Raw genomic sequence first — 21,531 nt, 5'->3', positions numbered from 1 at the left:
AAAATAAAAACTAGATTCTAAATAGAATCTAGTTTTGATGGGGAACTAATTTAATAGCACCACTTAATCTTCTTTACGACGTTTGAAGAATCCTACAAAGGCTGCAAAAATCATTGAAAGAAGTCCAATAAATCCAGCATTGCTAGTGTGCTCACCAGTTTGTGGCAACTCAGCTTGAGGCACTACAGGAACTTCAGTATCTGGAGTTGGTGTAGTTGGCGGTGTCACTGGAGTTGGAGGAGTAACAGGTGTTGGTGGTGTTTGTGGAGTCGGTGGTGTTGGTGGTACCACGTGAGACTCTCTCTCAACGACATAGTTCTTGTGCCATACAACACTTGGTTTTTCAGGAGTTTTAGGTTCTACTGGTTTAGCAGGAACTTCAACTACTTTCGGTGTTGGTGGCGTTGGTGCCGTTGGACCTGTTGGTGGTGTTGGTTCAACCGGTTTTTCTGGAACTTCAACCACTTTTGGTGTTGGTGGCGTTGGTGCCGTTGGACCTGTTGGTGGTGTTGGTTCTTGTGGTTTACCAGGTACTTCAACTACCTTTGGAGTTGGTGGCGTTGGTGCCACTGGCTCTTTTGGTGGTGTTGGTGGTGTTGGTTCTTGTGGATTGATACCAACTGTTTTAATAACTGGTTTAACCGGTGCTGTTGGTGGTGTTGGTGCCTTAGGTTCTTCAGGTTTTTCACCTGGATTCTTAGGCAAACCAAGATTAGAGTTGATTGCGAACCAATATACTGTTGGTGCACCATCAGCATTTGCACCTTCAGCAGTAAATACCAAGTGACCATTTGTCATCTTGATACCTGCACCTCCATAATAGAGGTAAGGTGAATCAGCGTTATCCCAACCTGTCAATTCAGACGTTGTCTCACCATTAAAGACTGCACCATGGTCAATGTATTGGTTATCATTGACTGATGTTACTTCTTTAGTAGCAGCATCATAAGTAACTGATGATTTTGGAATAGCGATGAATTGGTTATCACCAATATTTACATATTCTTGGTGACGTGTTGATTGGTATTTTTTCTTAGGTGTGAATGTAATCAAACCAGTTTCAGCAGAAACGCTGTACGAACCAATAACATCATCTTTATCGCCAAATGTATAATCTTGGTTACCAAGAGCGTGTCCATTACCACTACCTGAAGCATTAAGAGTTGTTACATCAGATGGAATTTCACGTGAGACAACCCATTCTGAACCATTCCAGTCAGTGATAGGAACAACTACCTTAAGTGGGTTCTCATCAGAAATGTTAACAGTAGCGCCACCGAAATCAGCGTATCCAGATTTAGTAACAACTTCACCGTTTTGGATTGCCAAAGTAGAGCCATCTGCGTAAGGATTATATGTACCGCGGACAGTATTACCATTAACGTCTTTCGCTTCTACTGTAAGTGGACGTGGGCGCTCAGATGTTTCAACATAAGCTGCACCATTCCAGTGGTTTAGTGAGTTAAGTGCTACGATAGCATTACGCTCACTAAGGTTGAACATTTTACCATCTTTATCGTAAAACTCAACATCTACTGCTACTTTAACTGGTTTATCTTGATCAGTTGATGCACCAACTGTCATAGTTACTGTTGGATCCTTACTGATTTTCGCGATACCTTTTCCGTCATTTGATGGAAGGCTAACAATTTCGTAGCGGTAAACAACACGTTTGATTGCTGATGCTTCATTCTCAACAATCATGCTTGATTGGTTCAAACCATCATAAGTAACAACAAATTTGTCACCTTCTTTAACTTGAACCCACTCGTCTTCAGTATTTGTCCAAGGGCTATTTGAAACAATGTCAGATGCTTGTAACTTGTTAGAGTCATATTGGAAAACATTACTTGTGTTAAGACGCTCTTGTGCTTCTTTTGTCAAGTAGTTACTTACACCTTCAACTTTGTGTGTTGCATCGTTTTCACGTTGGAAGGTCAATTCTTGAACAACTTCAGCATCTTTAAGGTTACGATATACAGGATCATTCATGTATTTATCGTAAGCTGTTTTAGCTTCTTGATATTGTTTAAGTGCTGTTTGGTAGACAGCTAATTTGTTTTGATACTCAAGGTATTCTTGGTCATATTTAGCTTTTTGCTCATTGTAGACAACCAAGGCTGCTTCGTATTTAGCTTTAGCATCTGCATTGTATTTTTCAATAGCTTGTTTTGTTTCAAGATCTGCTTCATAAGCTGTTTTCTTAGCGTTATAAAGTTCAAGATTCTTGTCATATGCTGCTTTTTCTACATCATATTTAGCTTTTGCTTCATTATATGCTGCTAGCTCAGTTTGATATTTAGCTTCAGCTTCAGCGTTACGTTTTTCAGTAACAACTTTTTCAGCTACTTTATTATCATAATTAGCTTTTTCAGCATTGTATTTGGCTTTATCGCTATTGTACTGTGCAAGAGCTGCTTCATAATCAGCTTTTGCTTGGTTATAAGTTGCCAATTCTGCTTGGTATTTAGCTGCAGACAAGGCATTTTCTTTATCAGCTACTTCTTTTTCTGCTACCTTAGCATCATAAGTAACTTTCTTAGTCTTGTACTCTGAAAGGGCTGAGTCATAAGCTTGCTTAGCAATTTGGTATTGCTCTGAAGCTTTATCATAAGCTGTTTTTTCAGTATCATATTTAGCCTGAGCTTCAGCATTTGTTTTATCAGCAAGTGCTTTCTCAGCTAATTTGGCATCGTAGTTTGCTTTTGCTTTATCATAGTCAGCTTTATCTGACTTGTATTGTTCTTTAGCCGCTTTATAATCTGAAACGACTGTATTGATTTTCTCTGCTTGTGCTTTATTATCTGCAGCAGCTGCTTCAACAGTTTCTTTAGTTTGAGCAGGTTCTTCCTTAACCTCAACCCCTTCGTTAGTTGCAGCTGTTTTTGCAGCTTCTAAGCTTGTATTTGTTACTTCACTCGTTGTAACAGTTGTGTTGCCTTCTTCAGTAACGTTAACAACCTTCTTCTCAGTTGAATCTGCTACGGCAGAAGTGCTTTCTTCAACAGCATCTGTTGCTTCAACTGCTGGTGTTACTGAATCTGTAGATGTTGCCACTTCATCAGCGCTTGCATTTGAAGCTCCTACTGCAAGAACTGCAGTCCCCAAAAGAACAGAAGCTGCACCAAGGCTAGACTTTCTGAGTGAATAACGTTGTAATTCCTTTTTCCCCATTTAAATTACGTCCTTCTATATTTAGTTATGTTCATATTCTAACAAAAGAAAGAACCTTGTCAATTTGAGATATCTCATAAAAACATCCATTCCTTTAAATTCTATTAGATTCTTAAATTCAAATACTTTTTAACATCAAAGTATTTGATAGATAAAACCCTATAATAAATAGTGTTTTCGTTGTAAATAGATGGTTTAATTTTATAATATCCATGATGATTCACTTTAATGTTTTTTTATTGAAAAAATCATGAAAAACAAGCGATAATAAGCTTTCATTTTGATTTTCATTGTGATATTTAGCTTTCGGATAGCTATCTTCCTAGATTCTCTCCTTTATCTTCCTATATTAGTTTTAACATTCAAACTTATTTTAAAAGGCAAACATCTATTAATAAGTAACTAAAAAAGACTAGACGTCTTGCATAACAAAACAACCTAATCTTTTATTTTATCTTATTAATGTTTACGTTTGCGAGCTGACCATAAACCTGTAAGTGCCATTGTAAGCAAGCCTACACCTGTTACAGATGCTAATTTTTGGTTAGAATCACCTGTTTCTGGCAATTGTCCACTATTAGTTCTTTCTGTTTCTTGCTTAGCAATCACAGAAGAAGTTGGTGTTACACTTGGTCCTGTAGGTGTTCCAGGATTTTTTGGTTTTTGAGGAGTTGTTGGTGGCGTTGGCACTGGACGAGTTACTCGCTCAACAAGATAATTTTTATGCCATTTCACCTTAGGAGCTACAAGTTCTTTAGGCGAAACAGGTTTATTAGGAACATTAACTGTAACCATAGTTGGTGGGGTTGGAGCTTTAGGCTCTGTTGGTGGCGTTGGTTTCGTTGGCTCACCAGGTACCTCTACAACTACTGGTGTAGGTGGTGTTGGTGCCTTAGGTTCCACTGGAGCCGTAATCTTACGTGGCTCTGCTGGCACTTCAACTAATGCTGGAGTTGGTGGTGTCGGTGCCTTAGGCTCTGTTGGTGCCTTAGGTTCCTCACTCTCAACTGTAACCACAGTGTAGTTAGGTTCTGTCGGTGGTGTTGGCGCTTTAGGCTCTTCTGGTTTGCTTGGTTCCGCAGGAACTTCAACTACTGTCGGAGTTGGTGGCGTTGGTGCCTTAGGCTCTTTTGGAGCTGTTGGCTCCTCAGCATCAACCGTCACTACTGTATAGTTAGGTTCTGTTGGTGCTGTAGGGGCAGTTGGTGGTGTTGGTTCTGTTGGTACTGCTGGAAGAACTTCCAATGTAATCGTTGGTGGGGTTGGAGCCTTTGGTTCTTCAGGAGCCGTTGGCTCTTTTGGCGCTTCACCTGGATTTTTTGGAATACCAACATTTGAGTTAATCGCAAACCAGTAAACCGTTGGTTGACCAGCAGCATTAGCTCCATTGGCCGTAAATACCAAGTGACCATCAGCCATCTTCAATCCTGCTCCACCATAATAGAGATATGGAGAAGATGGATTATCCCAACCTTCAAGAGTCGTTGAAGATTCACCATTAAAGATTGATCCATGTTCAATGTATTGGTTATCTTTAAATGATGTTACCTCTTTTGTAGCAGAGTCATAAGAAACACTTGAATTTGGAATTGGAATATATTTATTGTTTCCAACATTTGCAGACTCTTGGTGCTCCACATTTTCAAACTTTTTCTTAGGAGTAAAGATGATACGTCCAGAAGTTGGATCAATCGTATAAGAACCGATAACATCATCTTTACCATCTAGAGCGAACTCATCTGTTCCAATAGAGTGACCGTTCCCAGCACCTGAAGCATTGACTGCAGTTGCATCAATCACAGTTTCTTCACTAACTGTAAATTCACTACCATTCCATGTTGCTTTTTGTGCCACAATCTTAAGTGGATTTTCAGCAGAGATAGTGACATCAGCAGTACCAAAGTCAGCTGTTCCATTTTTAACAACAACCGCATTGTTTTCAATGCTCATTGATGAACCATCTGCATACGGATTCCAAGTTCCACGAACAGTGTTACCATCTTTATCTTTGGCTTCTACTGTAAGAGCACGAGGTTTATCCCCACTATCTACATAAGAAGCACCTGTCCAGTGGTTGAGAGAGTTCAAAGCTACAATAGCATTGTGTTGTGTCAAATCAAACTTATTGCCATTACCATCATAGAATTCAATATCAACAGCAACTTTAACGGGTTTATTTTGGTCTGTTGAAGCACCGACTGTAAGTGTTACAGTTGGATCCGAGCTAACAGCTGCAATTCCTTTACCGTCATTTGATGGGAGACTCAAAATCTCATAGCGGTAAATCACGCGCTTGATTGGATGCATATCCGTATCTTCACGCATGCTTGACTGATTCAAGTTATCATAAGTAACAACAAATTTATCGCCTTCTTTAACTTGAATATATTCAGTCTCATTATTAGCCCAAGGACTAGTTGCTACAATATCTGAAGCTTCCAATTTATTGGAATCATACTGATGGACATTGCTAGTATTCAAACGAGCTTGAGCATCACGAGTGAGATAAGCGCTGATGCCATTGATGGTATGAATGGCTCCACCTTCACGTTGGAAGGTCAAATCTTGAACAGTTTCTACATCTTTTAGATCTTGGAAACCATTATCATTCATGTACTTATCATAGGCTGCTTTAGCATCTTTGTACTGTGCCAAAGCTGTTTGATATTCAGCAAGTTTTGTTTGGTAGGTAGCAAAATCTTTGCCGTATTGCTCTAAATCTACATTGTATTTGGCAAGCTCAACTTCGTACTTAGCTTTAGCAGCATCTTCTTCTGCTTTAATAGCAACAAGTTTATCATAGGCTGCTTTATCTTGGTCGTATTGCGTTTTCTTAGCTTGATATTCTTGTAAATCTTTGTCATATTGCGCTTTAGCTGTATTGTAAACAGCCATTTCCGCATCGTACTTAGCTTTTGCATCTGCATTGGCCTTATCAGCAGCTGCTTTTTCTGCTACTTTGGCATCGTAGGCTGCTTTAGCTGTATTATAAGCTGCTAAATCAGTTTGATATTTTTCGTAAGCAGTATTGTAAGTAGCAAGATCTTTTTCATATTGTTTTTGAGCAGCCTTATCTGTAACTTCTGCTTGTGTTTTCTCAGCTACTTTCACATCATAGGCTGCTTTTTTTGTGTTGTATTCAGCTAGAGCTGCATCATACAGAGCCTTATTTGCCTTATATTCAGACAAAGCTGAGTTGTATGTGACCATTTCTGCATCATACTTAGATTTAGCTTTTGCATTAGCTGCATCAGCGGCTACTTTTTCTGCTACTTTAGCATCATAGGCTGCTTTGGCAGTCTTGTAGGCAGCTAAATCGGTTTGATATTTTTCATAAGCGGCATTATACGTAGCTAAATCTTTCTCATACTGCTCTTGAGCAGCCTTGTTTTCGATTTCTGTACGAACTTTTTCAGCTACTTTAGCATCATAAGCTTCCTTCTCAGCATCATATTTTGCCTTGTCTTTGGTATACTGAGCCATAGCAGCTTCATAGTTCTTCTTAGCAGTTTCATAAACAGCCAACTGTACCTTGTAATCGGCTTCTGACTTAGCATTAGCTGCATCGGCTGCTGCTTTTTCGGCTACTTTAGAATCATAAGTTAATTTTTGAGTATTATACTCTTCCAATGCTGCATCATAGGCTTTTTTATCAGCTTGGTACTTAGCTAACCCTTTTTCATAAGCAGCTTGATCAGTATCATACTGTGCTTTAGAAGCAGCGTTTGCTTTATCAGCTGCTGCTTTTTCGGACACTTTAGCATCGTACTCAGCCTTAGCCTTATCATACTCAGCTACATCTTTTTTGTGGCTTTCTTTTGCTTTCTGATAATCAGAAACAACCGTATTAATCTCTTTTGATTGAGCTTGATTGTCAGCAATAGCACCCTCTAAGGATGTATGTGTTTGAGGTGCAGTTTCTTCGACTTCTACCCCTTCTTTTACCGCAGAAGTTTTAGCATCCTCAAGACTATCAGTTGTAACAACACTTGTTGTTACAGTGGTATTTCCTTCTTCTTTGACAGAAACAACTTGCTTCTCTGAATGATCAACAGTCGTTGCCGGATCAGCAGCAGTTTCTGTTAGTACAGAAGCACTAAGTGGTGTATCAGTAGCAGCTGAAGTTGAAACCTCATCTGCATGTACACCAGTTGCCCCCATCGCAAGAATGGTTGTACCCAAAAGAACAGAAGCAGCTCCAAAGCTATACTTCCTGATTGAAAAACGTTGTGAATCTTTTCTTCCCATATCACAAATTTCCTTCTATATTTTCTTAACACCTAAAGTCTATCACTTTTAAACTTTCTGTCAATAGAATTGTCTTAATATTTCCAAAAATTTATATTCATTTTCAATTTGTAAGTATTATTTAATTGATTCTTTAGTTTAAAAGGATAGCTACCTTAATTTTATATGTTACTTCTTCTGAAAATTAGAATTAAATTGTATTATATAAGCTTAGCATTAAATTTTTTGTTAATTATTTTTGCGAATATTTTTGTTAAAGTATCAAAAAGAGCCCCTAGGGGCTCAAATCTTTATAACATCTGGATATGTTCTGAATGTTGCTTCATTAATTTGATAACAATACCTAAAGACACTCCAAGTGCAGATATCAGAAATCATTGACTTAAGATTTTTTTGACCACGTCCTTCAAGTCTGGAACTACTTCTTCCATAAACCATGGATTTTTGGCTTGCCAAATATTATTTCGAGGAGAGGGATGAACGAGAGGGAAAAACTCTGGAAGGAAATCTTTGTAATGCTTAACTGTATCCGTTAATTTTGCCGATGATTTTTGATGCAAATAGTAACGCTGTGCATAGTTACCTACTAAAATCGTCAATTGAATATCAGGAGCTAAAGCAAGAACTTTCTCATGCCACTTGTCTGCAAATCCTTTGCGAGGAGGTAAATCACCTGATTTACCATGACCTGGGAAATAAAAATCCATTGGCACAATAGCAAACATGCCAGATTCATAAAATTTTTCGCGTGAAACACCCATCCAATCCCTGAGATTATCACCGCTAGGATCATTCCAGTAAAGGCCGGACTCTTGGGCACGAATACCAGGAGCTTGTCCTACGATATTAATTCGTGCCGTTTTTGGAATGGTAAACAAGGGTTTTATACCTTGTTCCGTAAAAGCTTTATTTTGTTCATCGGACATGATTGCTTGCGTTAATTCTTCAAGTGTTTCCATATCTTCCTCCTCAAAAAAGAGACAAAACTGTCTCTCTTTTTCATTTGATTAACTCATAGATAGCTTCTGCATAAATGGCAGCAGCACGGTACAAGTCTTCAACCTCAGTAAACTCATTTGCTTGGTGCATCGTGTTAACATAACCAGGGAACATAGCTCCATAGGCAACACCACGTTTGAGGAGACGTCCAAATGTTCCGCCACCAATAATTTGTTCATGACCTTTAAGCCCTGTTTGTTTCTCATAGACTGAAAGAAGAGTCTCTACCATAGGATCATCAACTGGTACATAGTGTGGCACATGACCGTGTTCTGAGAGACTAACCGCCTTAGGACCTTCGAGTTTTTCAAGATCAGCCTTAATAGCGTCCGTATCAACCCCTTGAGGATAGCGGAAATTCAGAGCAATCGTATTATCTTCTGATTCCTTAGAGAAGTTAAATACACCTGCATTCATGGTCAATTCACCCATCTTAGGATCTGTATAGGCAAGACCTGTCTTTTCAGCAAAGAAATCCTTATGAAGTGTTTCAGCAATTAAATCCAAATACGTTTTAGCATTGCCTTGGAAATCAAATTGACTAAGGAAGAGTGCTAAGTAGGTTGCCCCATTAATACCATTTTGAGGCATCATACCATGAGCTGATTTCCCATGAATAGTCACATGGAAAACACCAGCTTCTTCGGTCACTTGACCAGTTACTTCTTGTTCCGCAACAAAGTCTGCTAATTTGGCCTCGAGTTCTTTCAAAGTGATAGGTCCAGTAAAATCTGCACTTGCTGATTCAGGAACCATATTTTCACGCAAACCACCATTAAAGGACACAAGACTAAAGTCCCCATCATTTTGACCTTCAAAATGGAGATAGGCTGTAATATTACCTTTTTCACCATTGATAATTGGGAATTCTGCATCAGGTGAAAAACCAAAATCAGGATCTTTTAATCCATTATGAGCGAAGTAATATTCCATATCGCCCCAACCAGATTCTTCATCAGTACCAACAATGAAGCGCACACGCTTAGATACTGGAAGCTCGAGTTCTTTAATAATTTTCAAGGCATAGTAACAAGCCATTGTTGGGCCTTTATCATCTGATGACCCACGGGCATAAAGTTTGCCATCTTTGATTACAGGTTCATAAGGATCTGTATCCCAACCGCTACCAGCTGGAACCACATCCAAGTGTGCAAAGATACCCAAAACTTCATCACCTTGACCAAATTCAAAGTCACCAGCATAATTATCAATATTACGAGTTTTATAGCCGTCACGTTCTGCTAAAGCAAGAAAATGTTCCAAAGCTTTTACTGGTCCAGGACCAAATGGGTGCTTATCATCAACCTTACTATCATCACGTTCTGAGTTAATACGCAAAAGACCAAAAAGGTCCTCCATCAAGGCATCTTTGCGCTTATCAACTTCGGCACGAAAATCAATTGTCATAATTTACTCCTTACTGTCTCTAGTTAGCACTATTTTACCATTTTTAGAAAGAGTTTTCATCTCTTTGAATATACCAAATTTAAAACGCAAACTGTTTTCTAAGATCACAAGACACCTACCACTTAAAAATAAATCCTAGTCTAGCATTATTTCAAGAATTTCCATAAACTTTAGAATATTCTCTTAATAAATGCTATAATAGGACTATCAAAACTAAGGAGATGCATTATGCCATTTGTAAAAATTGATCTCTTTGAAGGTCGTTCAGAAGAACAAAAGATTGAACTTGCTCGCGAAGTTACTGAGGTTGTATCACGTGTTGCCAAAGCACCTAAAGAAGCCATTCATGTTTTCATTAATGATATGCCAGAGGGAACGTACTACCCACATGGTGAAATGAAAAAGAAAAACTAATCATCAAAAAAGCAGTCACATCTGTGGCTGCTTTTTTGATATAAAAAATAAGTAAAATTCATCTCATGAAAACACATTATTTTAGGATAGTTTCCATTTCTGTATATCTCGGTTTCATACCTAAACGTTCGTAAAAACGTAGAGCATCTGCGTTATCATTCCATACGTGAAGTGTCAAATTATAACAATCTAGCTCCTTAGCATAGTCCAAGGCAAATTGGTAAAGCTTTTCTCCTAATTTTTGACCTCGAGCTTCCTTATCAACACATAAATCATCAATAAAAAGAGTCTTAACAGCCTTTTGTGGACCATCATTTTCAGTTTCTTCTTTAATCATTAAGAAAAGATGGCCCAAGATACGCCCTTCGTCATCCTCGTACACAAAAACAGGTTTTTTTGAATCATTAATTACTGCTTCTAACTCTGCATCTGTAAATTTACTGCCTTTTGACTTAAAAACATCAGGGCGCGCTTGATGATGAACAATAAGAATCTGCTCCAATAACTCCTGTAATCTTGGAATATCTTCAGATTTTGCTAAACGAATCATGATTACCTCCACAAAAAAAGATGGGTAAGACCCACCTTAATTCTTATTTACCAAGTTTTGCTTTAGCTGCATCTGCAAGAGCTGTGAAAGCTGCTGCATCGTTAACTGCCAAATCAGCAAGCATTTTACGGTTAACTTCGATTTCAGCCAATTTCAAACCATGCATCAATTGTGAGTATGACAAACCGTTCAAACGAGCTGCCGCATTGATACGTGTAATCCAAAGTTTACGGAAATCACGTTTCTTTTGACGACGGTCACGGTATGCATAGTAGTAAGAGTTCATTACTTGTTCTTTTGCAGTACGGAACAAGATGTGTTTTGCACCATAGTAACCTTTAGCAAGTTTCAATACACGTTTACGACGTTTGCGTGATACAACGCCACCTTTAACACGAGCCATTTATATATTCCTCCGAATTAATTCTAGTTTAGTTAATTTGTAATGCTTGTAGCGAATTAACGCATTTGTGAAAGCATTGATTTGATACGTTTAAAGTCACCTGAATGTACCATTGACGCTTTACGAAGGTGACGACGTTGTTTTTTAGTTTTACCGTGGAAACGGTGAGATGTGAAGGCACGGAAGCGTTTCAATCCACCTGAACCTGTACGTTTGAAACGTTTAGCTGATGCGCGGTGTGTTTTTTGTTTTGGCATTTTAAAATTCTCCTCTTAAAATAGTGTTAGTTTGACAATTATTTTTTGTCAGGAATTGGTGCAAGTTGCATGAACATTTGACGTCCATCCATCTTCGCTCTTTGCTCAATAATCGCAATATCTTGCGTTTTTTCAGCAAATTCCGCCAAGACCTTAGCTCCGATTTCTTTGTGAGTAATCATACGACCTTTAAATCGGATAGAAACTTTAACCTTGTTTCCTTTTTCAAGGAATTTACGGCCATTACGAAGTTTTGTTTCAAAGTCACCTTTATCAATAACTGGACTCAAACGAACTTCCTTAACGGTAACAACGCTTTGTTTCTTACGTTGTTCTTTTTGTTTCTTTTGATACTCAAATTTGAACTTACCGTAGTCCATAATCTTCGCAACAGGTGGCGTAGCTTGTGGTTGGATGAGAACCAAGTCAACATTTGCATCATCTGCAATAGCTTGTGCTTCTGACAATGGTTTAATTCCCAATTGTTCACCATCAAGACCAACAAGACGAACTTCGCGAACGCGAATTTCATCGTTAATGAATAGATCTTTCTTAGCTATGATCTTCACCTCTTTATTTTTTTAGAGAAAAACAAAGCGGACTTGATATACAAGCCCGCACACATAATATCCCTATAGGGATTTGACATGTTGGGCCAGACAACCTAAGTCGCAAGGCGAGAAGTTCTCACTTCTGCTTTTCTCATTGTTAATAGTATAACAAGTGAGTCATCCTTTGTCAATAATTTTTTTTGCTTTTTCTTGAATAAATTCCACAACACCATCAATAGATACACCTGTAGTGTCAAAAGTGATGGCATCTTCCGCTGGTTTAAGAGGTGAAACTTTACGATGACTATCTTTATAGTCACGTTCAGCAATTTCTTTTTTTAGAGTCTCAAGGTCAGCAGGAATACCTTTTTCGATATTTTCCTTATAACGGCGTTCCGCACGTTCATCAACTGAAGCAATCAAGAAAATCTTAAGTTCTGCATCAGGCAAAACCACGGTCCCAATATCACGTCCATCCATGATAATAGCACCATCTTGAGCAATACGTTGTTGTTGCGCAACAAGTTCTTGGCGCACTTCAGGAATGGCTGCTACCCAAGAAACATTATTTGTGACTTGGTTATCACGAATGGGGTGTGTAATATCAACATCACCAACATAAACTTGCTGACTACCATCTGCTGCTTTTCCGAATGAAATCGGATGTAGAGATAGTTGCTCCAAAATTTCTGGTACATTTTCCTCAGTCAAACCATTCTGCAAGGCCAAATAAGTTGCAGATCGGTACATAGCACCTGTGTCAAGATAAGTATAGCCAAGATTTTTTGCAATAATCTTGGCTACTGTACTTTTTCCACTTGACGCAGGACCATCAATAGCAATTCTAATATCTTTCATGATGTTCCTTTGCTTTTAAAATTATTGAACGTTAACGACGTCACCTGGGTTAGCATACCAGTAACCACTTGTCATGTGATCAGGGTTAAGACGTTCCAACTCATCTACAGAGATACCTGCACGTGCAGCGATAGAACCAGCACCTTCACCAGATTGAACAACAATTGATGAACCATCTGCTGCTGCCGTAGCACTTGATGGTGCTGTCTCAGCTGACTCAGTTGCATCTTCTTTTTCTACATGTTTAGAAGAGCTTGATGCTTTAGTTGAAGATGATTTCTCTTTTGAAGATTTTTCTGTAGTAGATTTCTCACTTTCCTCATCTTTGTTTGAGTCTTTCTTGCTAGATGAAGATTTAACAACTTTGCTAGTTGAAGATGAGTAGAATCCAGATGATTCCTTAGATTCCGCAGTTTTGTTTCCACCAACATTTGAAGTATAGAAAACAAAGAACAAAATACATACAACAATAACAAAGAATAATCCAAGCAAGACTGTCAAGAATGATGAATTAATGAATCCGCCACCTTTTTCGCGTTTTTCATCTGAAGGAGTGACATCCTCTTCTTCTTCATAATCCTCAAACTCATCTTCATCATCTAGAAAATCAGCGTCAACTACTTCTTCCAACTCTTCGTCAGAAACCTTATCTTCCCATGGTTTTTTACTCATGATATTCTCCTTGTAAAAACAATAAATCTATTTTAAAATAATACTATGAAAGTATCATTAATTCCAGAAAAATGTATCGCTTGTGGTTTGTGCCAAACCTACTCTCCCGTCTTTGATTATGATGACGAAGGTATTGTTAGGTTCAGAGACAGCGACCAACTCAATCAAATTATTGAAAATAGCCCTGAGACTTTGACTGCCGTCAAGTCTTGTCCCACTAAAGCCCTTATTTGCGAAGTTTAAGCTTGAGGGCTTTTTTTGATTCCTCATAAAAGGCAAAGTAATCAAAGTTTGTCATATGATCCAATAACTCTACCTCACCTTTGAAATCAGGGTGAAGGGCTAATGCATCTAAGAAATATTTCTTAGGCCACTTTCTCATATAAAACTGACGTTTTTTACCATTTTTAAAAATAAGGCACAAGCCAGTTTTAATCACTTCGACTTTTTCAATATCACTAATTTTCACTTTGCGTGGTCTAAAAATATTGAAAGAAACAATACGCAGAATCCCATGATCTTCAATAATAAAGTATCGATGGAAACCTAAACCAAATAAGGCAACGAAAATAGTGAAGAGCATCAAAATATGTGAGGGCACCGAGTACAACTCGAATAGAAGGGCCGCCGCAATAAAGATTGGCGTAATGGCTAAAGACCAGTAGATAATCAGCCAAGATAATTCGGGTTGCCAATGGTAACGATACTTGCCGAAAATTTTAATCATCTCAGCACCTCCATTACTTCTAATTTTACCATAAAATCAGTATTTAGCAAGCTCAATTAAGGTTTACTGACAATTCCAAGAATAACATCTACGGCTTTTTCCATTGTCTGCAAGGAAACGAACTCATATCGACCATGCATATTTTCGCCACCAGCAAAAAGGTTTGGAGTTGGAATACCCATAAATGAGATTTTTGAGCCATCTGTTCCGCCACGAATAGGTTCAATAACTGGCGTAATATCCAATTCCTCCATAACACCCTTAGCCAACTCAACAGGCGTCATATCTTTTTCAATCACCTGACGCATATTATAGTATTGATCTTTAAGTACCAAATCAACTCGTGTCTGACCGTAAGCTTTATTCATTTCATCGGCAATTTTTTGGAAGACTGCTTTACGATTTTCAAAAGACTCTGTTTCAAAATCACGGATGATATAAGAAGATTTTGCTTCCTCAACAGTACCTGTCATGGTTTGAAGATGGTTGAAACCTTGATAGCCATCTGTCAACTCAGGGCGTTCTTCTGCTGGCAACTGATTATGAAAATCAATTGCCAACTGCAGGGCATTAACCATTTGGTCTTTTGCTGTTCCAGGGTGGACATTGCGTCCGTGGAAGGTAAGTTCTGCTCCTGCTGCAGAGAAGGTTTCATACTGTAATTCACCCAAAGGTCCACCGTCAACTGTGTAGGCAAAATCGACATCAAAATCTTCGACATCAAATTTATCTGCACCGATTCCAATTTCTTCATCAGGACCAAAGCCTACACGAATCTCACAATGTTTGATTTCAGGATGAGCCTTCAAATAAGCCAAGGCTGTCATAATCTCAGCAATACCTGACTTATCATCAGCCCCAAGAAGAGTGGTACCATCTGTCGTAATAAGTTTCTGACCGACATAATTCTTGAGATTTGGAAAATCAGCTGGGTCTAGGTTATAACCTGAATTTCCAAGAGGAATGATACCTCCATCATAAGAGTCAATGACTTGCGGTGACACTCCCTCTGCATTAAAATCAGCGGTATCCATATGAGAGATAAAACCAATCTTACGTGTTAACTGGTCATCGTTAGCCGGAAGGGTTGCCACTAGGTATCCATTACTTTCCAAATAATGGATATTACTTAAACCTAGTTCTTCTAATTCTGGTTTTAAAACCTTCAAGGCAAAATCCACCTGACTTTGTGTTGTTGGCGTTCTTGTTGCATTTTCATCACTACGTGTATTGATTTTTACGTAACGTAAAAAACGCTCTAAGAGTAAATCGTAGGCCATAAGCACTCCTTTTGTTGTATTTAGTATTTACCTCAATTATAGCATAAAAACCCATCATAATGATGGGTTAACGTATAACTTAAACTTTAGATTCTTTTTCGTAGTAAGACTTAATACCTGCCACGATTGCGTTAGCTAAAGTCTCCTGATAAGCAGAGGTATTCAAACGGGCTGCTTCTTGAGGATTTGACAAGAAACCTAGTTCAAGAAGGACTGCTGGCGCTGTTGTCTCACGCAAGACCGCAAAGGTTTGACGTTTCACACCTTGGTTCTGAGCACCAGTCGCATTAATCAGGCTAGACTGGATGGCATTGGCCAAGGTATCACTCATGCTCAATCGAGTTGAATTGGCATGGTAGGTCGCATTAATACGTGATGGGTATTCTGCATAAGGTTGGTAATAATAAGTCTCGATTCCTTGTGCTGCTGAACTTCCTGAAGCATTGATGTGGATACTTACGAAGATATCTGATTCAGAAGCATTGGCTGCACGAGAGCGATCCGTCAAGTCAACATAGGTATCACTTGTGCGAGTGGTTACAACTTGATAGCCTTCTGCTTCTAGTTTAGCTTTCACGCGGCTTTGGATAGCCAAGGTCAAGCTCTTTTCAGAGATACCAAAGTAAGAAGCTCCTGGATCATAGCCACCATGACCAGCATCGAGATAGACAATCTTATTTAAAACATCGTAGTTCCCACTTGATGCTGAACCGATTTTCTTAGGTGCCACCACATCAGCTGAAGTTGCCCCAAAGCCGATATTCTTACCTGAAGCATCAACAATATAGCCATGAACGATGTACTTGCCTGAATTCCACTTGTGTTGGCTTGCTGAAATAGTCACCTTGTAAGAACCATCATCCTGTTTAGTGGCATTATGCCAAACAAGATCATCCTGACCATTTTGCTCAGACCAGACTGGGATAAGGACACCTGAAATACCACTTAGATTCGTCAGATTGGTGATAAGAACATCAAAGGTTCCACGATTTTTATCATTATTGGCAATAGTTAAAGTTCCTTGAGTCTTAGTGATATCAAGTGTTGCTTGTTTGCCACCAAGGCCAATATATTTACCGTCATTATCAACCAAGTAAACATGGGAATTATACAGACCGCTATCACCCTTATGGTTGCTTGAACGAACGGTTACCTTATAGTCTCCATTAGCTTGCTTAGCTGCCTTGTACCAGATGATATCATCTTGACCGTTCTCTTCTGACCAGGTTGGAACCAAGACTTCTTTGAAGCCTCGTGGCGCAACTAAATTTGAAATGACAAGATCATAGCTACCAGTAGCATTGTTGAGACCAGTGATGGCAAGGTCGGCTTTAGGATTTTGACTCTCTACTCCTTCATTTTCTAGGACGGAGTTGGTCGTATTGCTCACTGCATCCCATTCATAAAGTTTATAGGCTTCAATCAAAGAGATAAGTTTTCCAGCGTAACTTGGATCTGTCGCATATCCTGCATTCTTCAGTTCCTGAGCCGCAATGCGATAATCTGTTTCATTCACAACTTTTCGGTAATTGTTTTTTCGCCACTCGGTACTCGTGAAAAATTTTGCATGGTCTACTACGCTATCATTCCATGAGGTATATTTTCGAAAAGCTGCATTGATCTTGATATAGTCACCATTAACATATTCCTGGGTAGGCACAGTCACGATTTCTCCATTCCAGTCTTCTGAATCTTTAATGCCAAAAAGATTATTGTTGGGAGCCTTAGCAAGTTCAGAGCTTCCCCAACCACTTTCTAGGATAGCTTGCGCTGCCGTAATAGAGGGAAGGACTCCTTCCTTGGCTCCATCCATAGCTCCTTGCTTAATGGCACTAAGAAAATGACTTTGATTTTGATTAATTTCGCTAAGATCATCTGCCTCTTGATAAGAGCTTGTGGTCACAGAACTATTGGTTAAGACAGCTATTTTTGAAGAATCTGCCAGACTTGATTGCTTCTCCTCTAATACCCTTTCACTTTGTAGATTCATTTGACTCGTTGAATCATCGTGTACTCCTATTTCAGAATAACTTGTCGCATGATTATCTGTACTTTCTTTCAAAGTTGAAGATGTGTCAGTTGGTGATAACATTTCATCTGCTTTAGCCGAGTGACCAGACATGCCTAAAAATAAGATTGCTAGCATAACACCGCACAGTCCATAAGCTTTGCTTTTCTTAAATCCAAAATGAAATCCTAATTGCATCTTAATTTCCTTTTCTACTTACAATTTCTGCTAATTCATTTTAAGACGATGAAACTATCAGCATCATAAAGTTTTAAAATAAACCTTCACCAATTTATTCGCAAAAAAAAGCTAGAAACTTGTCAAAAGTTCCTAGCTTTTTTAGTAGTATTGAAATATTAATCGACATCAACGAAACCAAAACGTGATAGAGGATACAATCTGAAAGAGATAACACCTTTAATTTGGTCCTTTTCAATAAGACCAAACTTACGACTATCATCTGTATTACGACGGTTATCGTTCAGTACAAGATATTGACCCTTTTCAATCTTAGTTTGTTTATTATCTGTCAATGTTGCAATGGAAAAATCATCAGTGAAGAAGTTTCCAGGTGAAACTGTCGCCAAATAAGCTGATTTATCCTTGCTAATATAGGCTTCGTCAACTGACTTATCATTGACATAAAGGAAATCATCCATAGCTGTCACGCTCTTGCCCTCATCAGCAATAACACGACCAATATATTCCTTGCCATTAACTGTATAAAGAATAAAATCTTTTTTCTGAGGTTCAACATTTTTATTGAAAGTAACATAATCACCAGCATGAATATAGTCATTCGCCTGACCTTCAGTCACACGGTGTGTTGAAAAGACAAATGCTCTTAACAACAAAATCACTACAATGGCAAGAACTGCTATGATAATATTTCGAATTAAATCTCTCTTAACCATACTTACTCCTTATGGGTTCTAATAAAATCATAACATAAATAGAGAAATAAAAAAAGAGGGAGTGAACAAGCTCAATGTATCTCTCCCTCTCTTTAAACCAAGGATTAAAGCCTTTCGCAGCTTAATAATCCTCAAGAAATGTTTGCATATTGACATCATCTGGAACTAAGGCAAGGTATTTTTCTGCTGTTGCACGCGCCTGATCTCTGTAACCAAATTCCCTCAGGATATATGCATAATCATGGAGGAATTCAGGATTTTCAGATAAATCTGTAGCCAAATCTTGATAGATTTGAAAAGCTTCTTCTTCATCATCAAGTGCTTGGTAGGCCTTGGCAATGTTCCAACGAGCCAAAACAGAATCAACTTCGTAATCGGCTAAAGCTACCAGATCCTCGTAACGTTTTTCTTCTAAATAGAGAGTACTTAAACGTAGAACAATCTCATCTTGGTCCTCAGCGAGTGGTAAGGCTTGCTTCAGATAAGATTCAGCAGATTGAGTGTCATGCAACTCGTAGGATAACTGTGATGCTAACAAAAGTAATTGAACATCAAAAGCATTTTTTGAAATCCCTTGTTGTGCCATACGTAATGCTTCTTCAGTTTTATGTTCTGCATGTAAGGACAAGGCGTAAAAATACTCATAACCCTCTAAGTCAGCAGACATGGTTTCTATCTGCTTAAAGTAAAAATTAGCTTTTTGATACTCTTCTTGATCATAGAGCAAAGTGGCTAACTCAAAAGCAATGGTATCATCGTATTCAATTTCAATAGCTTTTTCCAAAAATTCACGAGCAGCTTCAAACTTACCTAGACTGGCATAAGCCTTACCAATGCGTTCATAAGTAGAAACGCCAGTCATTGCCAGGAGGTCACGATTATCCAATTTAGCATAGTATTGAATAGCTTGTTCAAAATTTCCAAGTTCAAATTCCATCTCAGCCAAACCAAAAATAATCAATGAGTCATCTGATAGTTGACTTGCCTCCAACAACTTATCACGTGCCACATCAGTTAGGCCCTCCATTTGGTAGAGGTCTGCCTTTACAATTAAAGCAGACAAATAGTCGTCAGAGTCTTCAGGTATGGCATCCAAATAAAGAAAGGCCTCTTCAATATCGCCATCTTCGGCTGCAATTTGTGCTAGATTGACATTAACCTCTGGAAAATCAAAACGAACTGTTTCGTAAATTTCCTGTGCCTGAGGTAAGAAACCAATAGACTCTAAGTATTGACCTAACTCAACAAGAACCTCTGCAGGATCTTCTCGTAAAGCTTTTTTAAAATATTTGTCTGCGTGGTCTAAATCTTGGTTTCCAATAGAGGCAACCATTTTTTCACTATTTAACATCGTCTTTTTGTCCTTCATTTTCTAAATCATCTTGATAAAGATTACTTACAGAACGGTACCAATCAAAAATCTCTCTAACAACAACCTTGACAGAAGCATAAATTGGAATCCCCAATAAGACGCCCCAAACACCGTAAAGAGAACCTGCTGTCAAGAGAATAAACATAATGGTAATCGGGTGAATACTTAGTTTATTTCCCAAAACGAGTGGAGAAACAAAACGTCCTTCAATAGTTTGCTCAATGACAAAAATGATGAGGACCTTGATCAGCATAGCAGGTCCTTGCACCAGCCCCATGATTACAACTGGTACCATAGCAAGAAAACTTCCTAGATAAGGAACCATGTTTAGAAAACCTGCCATAATACCAAAAGTCACACCATATCGAAGTCCTACAATCTTAAACATAATACAGAACATGATAGCAACGACAATAGCGACTGTAACCTGCCCTTGAACATAGCCTTCGAGCTGACTATTAATATCTGAAAGCATACGAACAGTTGTTTTACGAAAGCGAGTTGGTAAGGCTGAGACAAAGCTATGTTTCATCTTTTGGCTATCTCTTAAAAGGTAGAAGAGAATGAAAGGTGCCAAAATAATAGCTACTGTCACCCTTGCTACTGTGCTCGCAAAAGTCCCAACCCACGTCAAAGCCGATGAAGAAAAGTTCTCAGCATAGTTGACCATTCTCGCTGAGAAATCACTAAGCATGGACTCTAGATTACCGTGGAAGTTGGAAAGAATAGGAAGATTAATCCAACGTTCCGTCTCACTATTGGCACGTGCAATATATGATGGTGCATTTCTTATTAGGATCAAAATTTGATTTTGTAAGCTAGGAATAGCCGTCGAAATCCCCCAAACCAAGAGCAAGCCAAGAATAGCGTAGATGACCAAGATAGACATGGTTCGGTTTAGTCCGGTTCTTTCTACAAGTAGTACCAAAGGTTTTATTAAATAATAAAGGAGCATAGAAATAACCAATGGCAACATTATAATGGTCATAAACTGGATGACGGGTGAAAAAATAGGACTGATCTTGGTGAAAATCAAAACCGTCAAACCAATCAAAAGTAAGATGAAAAAGGCTACAACAGCCTGATTATTCAATATCCACTTAAAAAACCATGTTTCTGAAAAATGTTCTGTTTTTTTACGCTTCATAGTTCCTCCCTATTTATCATAAAAAGTGACACTCTTGTCTACTAAGTTTTGGTTACGATCATAGACAAATTTTGCAGAGAAGAAAGGCTTATCTTCAAGAATCCACTTGAAGATCTCGTAGTCACCTTCCCAAGTTGGTTTAGATAAGACCTCATCATAAGGTACCCATTCAAGCGTTCCTTCACGAGACTCCTCATCTGAGATGAGTTCTCCTTCAAAACCAGTTACCTTAAAGACATAGGTATACCAATCATGACCGGGGGTAAATTCTGGAAAGGTAATCATCCCTTTAAAATCCATCTCAGTCACTGTAAAATGGGTTTCCTCGAGAATTTCACGACGAGCACATTCGTCAGGCGTTTCTCCCTCTTCTAGTTTTCCCCCAACAGAAATCCACTTTCCTTCATGAACATCATTAGGCTTTTTATTACGATGTAGGAGCAAAAGCTCCTTCCCATTGTCAATATAACAAATGGTAGCTAACTTTGTCATAATGCATCTCTTTTCCAATGTTTTTTAATATTATACCAAATATGGGATTGGATTTGGG

At 38.5% G+C, this 21,531-nt stretch carries 19 protein-coding genes and 1 other annotated feature; of the genes, 2 read left to right on the top strand and 17 right to left on the bottom strand.

All coding sequences use genetic code 11. From position 1 onward, the window contains the following. Positions 1 to 63 precede the first annotated feature (63 nt). The 4 genes from O3670_RS01015 to pepV form a co-directional block, all read right to left on the bottom strand. Positions 64 to 3,174, bottom strand: coding sequence for an LPXTG cell wall anchor domain-containing protein (locus tag O3670_RS01015; protein ID WP_371595691.1), 3,111 nt, complete (start codon positions 3,172 to 3,174; stop codon positions 64 to 66). Positions 3,175 to 3,633: 459 nt separating this feature from the next. After that, positions 3,634 to 7,422, bottom strand: a complete 3,789-nt coding sequence (locus O3670_RS01010) for a GbpC/Spa domain-containing protein (RefSeq protein ID WP_371595690.1) — start codon at positions 7,420 to 7,422, stop codon at positions 3,634 to 3,636. A 374-nt stretch (positions 7,423 to 7,796) separates the two neighbouring features. Further along, the gene (locus O3670_RS01005) at positions 7,797 to 8,381 is read right to left on the bottom strand and encodes a uracil-DNA glycosylase family protein (RefSeq protein ID WP_371595689.1); all 585 of its coding nucleotides are present in this window, start codon (positions 8,379 to 8,381) and stop codon (positions 7,797 to 7,799) included. 40 nt (positions 8,382 to 8,421) lie between these two features. Then, entirely contained in the window at positions 8,422 to 9,828 is a 1,407-nt protein-coding gene (gene pepV / locus O3670_RS01000; protein WP_371595688.1) for a dipeptidase PepV, read from the bottom strand. 228 nt (positions 9,829 to 10,056) lie between these two features. Between pepV and O3670_RS00995 the strand changes: the two genes are divergently transcribed. Continuing rightward, complete coding sequence (locus O3670_RS00995) at positions 10,057 to 10,242, top strand: 4-oxalocrotonate tautomerase (RefSeq protein ID WP_002950885.1); 186 nt, start codon at positions 10,057 to 10,059, stop codon at positions 10,240 to 10,242. Positions 10,243 to 10,318: 76 nt separating this feature from the next. Here the strand turns inward: O3670_RS00995 and O3670_RS00990 are convergent, their stop codons facing one another. The 6 genes from O3670_RS00990 to O3670_RS00965 form a co-directional block, all read right to left on the bottom strand. Further along, positions 10,319 to 10,792, bottom strand: coding sequence for a GNAT family N-acetyltransferase (locus O3670_RS00990; protein ID WP_175057577.1), 474 nt, complete (start codon positions 10,790 to 10,792; stop codon positions 10,319 to 10,321). A 43-nt stretch (positions 10,793 to 10,835) separates the two neighbouring features. Then, positions 10,836 to 11,195 (bottom strand): 50S ribosomal protein L20, encoded by a 360-nt coding sequence (gene rplT / locus O3670_RS00985; RefSeq protein WP_002885090.1) that lies wholly within the window; start codon positions 11,193 to 11,195, stop codon positions 10,836 to 10,838. Between the two features lie 56 nt (positions 11,196 to 11,251). Continuing rightward, positions 11,252 to 11,452, bottom strand: a complete 201-nt coding sequence (rpmI, locus tag O3670_RS00980) for a 50S ribosomal protein L35 (protein WP_002885093.1) — start codon at positions 11,450 to 11,452, stop codon at positions 11,252 to 11,254. Positions 11,453 to 11,490: 38 nt separating this feature from the next. Then, the gene (gene infC / locus O3670_RS00975; protein ID WP_002885108.1) at positions 11,491 to 12,021 is read right to left on the bottom strand and encodes a translation initiation factor IF-3; all 531 of its coding nucleotides are present in this window, start codon (positions 12,019 to 12,021) and stop codon (positions 11,491 to 11,493) included. A gap of 13 nt (positions 12,022 to 12,034) precedes the next feature. Beyond that, positions 12,035 to 12,157, bottom strand: a sequence feature (ribosomal protein L20 leader region). Positions 12,158 to 12,180: 23 nt separating this feature from the next. Then, on the bottom strand, positions 12,181 to 12,861 hold the full coding sequence (gene cmk / locus O3670_RS00970; RefSeq protein ID WP_022496338.1) for a (d)CMP kinase: 681 nt from the start codon (positions 12,859 to 12,861) through the stop codon (positions 12,181 to 12,183). Between the two features lie 21 nt (positions 12,862 to 12,882). Further along, the gene (locus tag O3670_RS00965) at positions 12,883 to 13,533 is read right to left on the bottom strand and encodes an SAG1386/EF1546 family surface-associated protein (protein WP_002885112.1); all 651 of its coding nucleotides are present in this window, start codon (positions 13,531 to 13,533) and stop codon (positions 12,883 to 12,885) included. Positions 13,534 to 13,578: 45 nt separating this feature from the next. Between O3670_RS00965 and O3670_RS00960 the strand changes: the two genes are divergently transcribed. Then, positions 13,579 to 13,776, top strand: a complete 198-nt coding sequence (locus tag O3670_RS00960; RefSeq protein WP_002884882.1) for a ferredoxin — start codon at positions 13,579 to 13,581, stop codon at positions 13,774 to 13,776. Here O3670_RS00960 and O3670_RS00955 read toward each other — a convergent pair. The 7 genes from O3670_RS00955 to O3670_RS00925 form a co-directional block, all read right to left on the bottom strand. Next, entirely contained in the window at positions 13,760 to 14,260 is a 501-nt protein-coding gene (locus O3670_RS00955; protein WP_002884906.1) for an EbsA family protein, read from the bottom strand. The two genes, O3670_RS00960 and O3670_RS00955, sit on opposite strands and share 17 nt — an antisense overlap. Before the next feature lie 56 nt (positions 14,261 to 14,316). After that, positions 14,317 to 15,540 carry a peptidase T gene (pepT, locus tag O3670_RS00950; protein ID WP_371595687.1) on the bottom strand — a complete coding sequence of 408 codons (1,224 nt, stop codon included), beginning with the start codon at positions 15,538 to 15,540 and terminating at the stop codon, positions 14,317 to 14,319. A 79-nt stretch (positions 15,541 to 15,619) separates the two neighbouring features. Beyond that, on the bottom strand, positions 15,620 to 17,746 hold the full coding sequence (locus O3670_RS00945) for an N-acetylmuramoyl-L-alanine amidase (RefSeq protein WP_371595686.1): 2,127 nt from the start codon (positions 17,744 to 17,746) through the stop codon (positions 15,620 to 15,622). A gap of 158 nt (positions 17,747 to 17,904) precedes the next feature. After that, entirely contained in the window at positions 17,905 to 18,462 is a 558-nt protein-coding gene (lepB, locus tag O3670_RS00940; RefSeq protein WP_002884860.1) for a signal peptidase I, read from the bottom strand. A gap of 121 nt (positions 18,463 to 18,583) precedes the next feature. Continuing rightward, complete coding sequence (locus O3670_RS00935) at positions 18,584 to 19,813, bottom strand: tetratricopeptide repeat protein (protein ID WP_371595685.1); 1,230 nt, start codon at positions 19,811 to 19,813, stop codon at positions 18,584 to 18,586. Further along, positions 19,803 to 20,981, bottom strand: a complete 1,179-nt coding sequence (locus tag O3670_RS00930) for an AI-2E family transporter (protein ID WP_270316865.1) — start codon at positions 20,979 to 20,981, stop codon at positions 19,803 to 19,805. Before O3670_RS00930 ends, O3670_RS00935 begins: the two co-directional genes overlap by 11 nt. Before the next feature lie 9 nt (positions 20,982 to 20,990). Then, positions 20,991 to 21,473, bottom strand: a complete 483-nt coding sequence (locus tag O3670_RS00925; protein WP_270316864.1) for an NUDIX hydrolase — start codon at positions 21,471 to 21,473, stop codon at positions 20,991 to 20,993. Positions 21,474 to 21,531: the final 58 nt, after the last annotated feature.

This window comes from Streptococcus sp. 27098_8_74 (genome assembly GCF_041431705.1).
GTDB lineage: Bacteria > Bacillota > Bacilli > Lactobacillales > Streptococcaceae > Streptococcus > Streptococcus salivarius_E.
The sequence above is the reverse complement of the archived record's forward strand: the minus strand, read 5'-3'. Positions and strand labels throughout refer to the sequence as shown.

Bases quoted from the DNA above. Each gene is read 5' to 3' on its own strand.
- O3670_RS01010 (WP_371595690.1), bottom strand. From the start codon at position 7,422: ATGGGAAGAAAAGATTCACAACGTTTTTCAATCAGGAAGTATAGCTTT.
- cmk (WP_022496338.1), bottom strand. From the start codon at position 12,861: ATGAAAGATATTAGAATTGCTATTGATGGTCCTGCGTCAAGTGGAAAA.
- O3670_RS00945 (WP_371595686.1), bottom strand. From the start codon at position 17,746: ATGCAATTAGGATTTCATTTTGGATTTAAGAAAAGCAAAGCTTATGGA.
- lepB (WP_002884860.1), bottom strand. From the start codon at position 18,462: ATGGTTAAGAGAGATTTAATTCGAAATATTATCATAGCAGTTCTTGCC.
- rpmI (WP_002885093.1), bottom strand. From the start codon at position 11,452: ATGCCAAAACAAAAAACACACCGCGCATCAGCTAAACGTTTCAAACGT.
- pepT (WP_371595687.1), bottom strand. From the start codon at position 15,540: ATGGCCTACGATTTACTCTTAGAGCGTTTTTTACGTTACGTAAAAATC.
- O3670_RS00925 (WP_270316864.1), bottom strand. From the start codon at position 21,473: ATGACAAAGTTAGCTACCATTTGTTATATTGACAATGGGAAGGAGCTT.
- O3670_RS00995 (WP_002950885.1), top strand. From the start codon at position 10,057: ATGCCATTTGTAAAAATTGATCTCTTTGAAGGTCGTTCAGAAGAACAA.
- rplT (WP_002885090.1), bottom strand. From the start codon at position 11,195: ATGGCTCGTGTTAAAGGTGGCGTTGTATCACGCAAACGTCGTAAACGT.
- O3670_RS00930 (WP_270316865.1), bottom strand. From the start codon at position 20,981: ATGAAGCGTAAAAAAACAGAACATTTTTCAGAAACATGGTTTTTTAAG.
- O3670_RS00955 (WP_002884906.1), bottom strand. From the start codon at position 14,260: ATGATTAAAATTTTCGGCAAGTATCGTTACCATTGGCAACCCGAATTA.
- O3670_RS00990 (WP_175057577.1), bottom strand. From the start codon at position 10,792: ATGATTCGTTTAGCAAAATCTGAAGATATTCCAAGATTACAGGAGTTA.
- pepV (WP_371595688.1), bottom strand. From the start codon at position 9,828: ATGACAATTGATTTTCGTGCCGAAGTTGATAAGCGCAAAGATGCCTTG.
- O3670_RS01005 (WP_371595689.1), bottom strand. From the start codon at position 8,381: ATGGAAACACTTGAAGAATTAACGCAAGCAATCATGTCCGATGAACAA.
- O3670_RS00935 (WP_371595685.1), bottom strand. From the start codon at position 19,813: ATGTTAAATAGTGAAAAAATGGTTGCCTCTATTGGAAACCAAGATTTA.
- O3670_RS00965 (WP_002885112.1), bottom strand. From the start codon at position 13,533: ATGAGTAAAAAACCATGGGAAGATAAGGTTTCTGACGAAGAGTTGGAA.
- O3670_RS00960 (WP_002884882.1), top strand. From the start codon at position 13,579: ATGAAAGTATCATTAATTCCAGAAAAATGTATCGCTTGTGGTTTGTGC.
- O3670_RS01015 (WP_371595691.1), bottom strand. From the start codon at position 3,174: ATGGGGAAAAAGGAATTACAACGTTATTCACTCAGAAAGTCTAGCCTT.